The organism is Mucilaginibacter sp. P4_E8 (assembly GCF_056401495.1).
On record NZ_JBFUJG010000291.1, the window covers coordinates 1 to 2756 of the forward strand.

3 protein-coding genes are annotated in these 2756 nt (G+C 42.0%); all 3 read left to right on the forward strand.

The genetic code is table 11. From position 1 onward, the window contains the following. Nucleotides 1–268: SdiA-regulated domain-containing protein (locus tag AC1DRQ_RS30590; RefSeq protein ID WP_477429759.1), on the forward strand; the 268-nt coding region annotated here is incomplete at its 5' end. Beyond that, nucleotides 269–901, forward strand: a complete 633-nt coding sequence (locus tag AC1DRQ_RS30595) for a phosphatase PAP2 family protein (protein WP_477429761.1) — start codon at nucleotides 269–271, stop codon at nucleotides 899–901. Beyond that, nucleotides 894–2756 (forward strand): metallophosphoesterase (locus tag AC1DRQ_RS30600; protein WP_477429763.1); only part of this gene is annotated, 1863 nt, incomplete at its 3' end. The genes AC1DRQ_RS30595 and AC1DRQ_RS30600, both read left to right, overlap by 8 nt.

A 2756-nucleotide genomic window follows, 5' to 3' on the forward strand; every position in this document is an offset into this window, starting at 1 on the left:
GCTGAGTAGTAAAAAACGCGGTGCCTTTCGTCCATCTGCTTTAGCTAAAAACTTAAATACCAATGAGTGGTACATCCTTTCGTCGGTTAATAAAATGCTGGTTGTTGCTGATGCCAGCTGGAATGTTAAAAATGTGTACGCCTTAAATCCGGCACAGTTTCACCAACCCGAGGGTATAGCTTTTGACAACCAGTTTAACCTTTATATATCAAATGAGGGTGATTTAGTTAGCCCCGGTAATGTGTTGAAATTCAATTATATAAAATAGATGATAAAAGGCAAAAAGTTTTTTTTAGTATATTTTGTTGTTTTTGTCTTTACTGGTTATACCCATTGCTTTGCTCAGAATCTTGATGTTGATATTTTAAAGAGTATTAACCCAAGGCACCCAACTTCGCTTTACTGGCGCAATACCAGTAACTCCGCTTACTATGCTATTGGCGCGGCTTCCTTCGGTACATTAATTTACGGTTTGGCAAGTAACAATGAAATAGCAAAACGTAATGCCACAGAAACCTTTATCTCTGTAGGCGCGAATGTACTGGTTACTCACCTGATCAAATTAAGCGTTAACCGCACACGCCCTGCCGATAAATATCCAAACGAAATATTTGTTAACTCAATGACGCATAACCAATCTTTCCCATCGGGGCATACCAGTTTGGCTTTTGCTACAGCCACAACGTTATCCATACAATACAAAAAATGGTACGTTACGGTGCCCGCCTATGTATGGGCCTCATCGGTAGGTTACTCCAGGATGTACCTGGGCAAACATTATCCAAGTGATGTACTGGCCGGAGCCGCCGTGGGCATTGGTACGGCCTGGGCAGGACATTGGTTCAATAAAAAACTTTTCCAACAACGTTATAAGAATAAAAATACCCTAATCCATGATTAAAAAATTACCCCTGTTGTTTATTTTATTATTAGGCCGATTTGCAGGCCAGGCACAGGATTCAGTGCGTTACCGTGTTATACTCATCGGCGATGCCGGTGAAATGGATATGCAGCAAAATGCCGTTTTAAAACATGCTGCTAATAACATCATTAAAAATAAAACCACAGTGATGTACCTGGGCGATAATATATATCCGCATGGTATGGGTCTGCCAGGTAGTCCCGAGGAAGAAGAAACAAAGAAGATCCTGCAATCACAATACCAGCCAATGCGGGCTAAGGGGGCACCTGTTTATTTTATCCCGGGTAATCATGATTGGGATAAAATGGGTCCGCAGGGGCTGGCAAAAATAAAACGGCAGTGGCAATACATCAATGAACAACAGGATAGTTTGCTTAAAATGGTGCCCGCGAACGGCTGTGCTGACCCGGTAGAGATAAACCTAACCGACAACCTGACCATTATTGCCTTTGACAGCGAATGGTGGTTATTTCCCTTCAATAAAGATAATCCCGGTGTAGAATGTGAATGCAAAACCAAAGATGATATAATTGATAAAATACAGGAAATATATGACAGGAACCGGAATAAGGTGATCCTGCTGGCATCGCATCATCCATTTCAAAGTTATGGTACGCATGGCGGTTATTTTTCCCTTAAAGATCATCTGTTCCCGTTAACAGCAGTAAACCATAATTTGTATGTGCCTTTACCTGTAATTGGTTCATTGTATCCATTCTTGCGGTCGACATTTAACAATCCTGAAGATCTTGGACATCCCTTATATAAGGATATGATAAAAAGGATCGACGGTGTTTTTGCCGGGTTTCCCAATATGATCCATGTGGCCGGCCATGAGCATGGGCTGCAGTTTATAAAAGACAAGCAGATACAAGTGGTAAGTGGTGCCGGTGCTAAAAATACGTATGCCATAAAGGGTAAAAATTCCTTGTTTGCCGATGCAACACAAGGCTATGTCATAGCCGATATATTAAGCGATAATAGTATGCGCTTTACCTACTATATTGATGATGAAGCAGGTGTAAAACAAGCATTTACCTTTACCCAGCCATATACTCTGGTACAAAACCTGATTGATGCGGCTACTAAGCCCATTACAGCTGATAGTGTGATAGTTAAAGTGCATCCTTCATATAATGACGTAAGCGGTTTTCACAGGCTTTTATTTGGCGAAAATTATCGTAAGGAATGGGCCGCCGATACCAAATTACCCGTAATTAAAATATCTGAGATATATGGTGGCTTAACACCCGTAAGGATAGGAGGCGGGTTCCAGACACATTCGCTGCGCCTGGTTGATAAGAGTGGCAAAGAATGGGTAATACGGAGTGTTGAAAAAAGCCCGGAGAAAATATTACCTGAGGAGTTCCAGGAAACCTTTGCAAAGGATTGGGTAAATGATGCTATGAGCGCGCAACATCCTTTTTCGGCCCTTATTGTTCCGCCATTGGCCGATGCTGCCCATGTACCTCATGCCAATCCCATGATCGGTGTAATATCGCCAGACGAGAAACTGGGTAAATACAATAAGATCTTTGACAATAAAGTAGTTTTACTGGAAGAAAGGGAACCCGGGGGCAAATCGGCCAATACCACAAAAATGATCGAGGACCTGCTGAAGGATAATGATAATAATGTGGACAGCCATGAGTTTTTGCGTGCCCGTTTACTTGATCTGTTAATAGGCGACTGGGACAGACATAGCGATCAATGGCGCTGGAAAAATGAAAAAAGCAAATCAGACAAAAGCGATTTCTATACTGCTGTACCCCGTGATCGTGATCAGGTTATGTATACCAATCAGGGTATATTGCCAACTATAGCTGCTCAACCC

What these genes read in the sequence shown, in the direction of transcription:
- AC1DRQ_RS30595 (WP_477429761.1), top strand. Translation starts at nt 269, where the DNA reads ATGATAAAAGGCAAAAAGTTTTTTTTAGTATATTTTGTTGTTTTTGTC.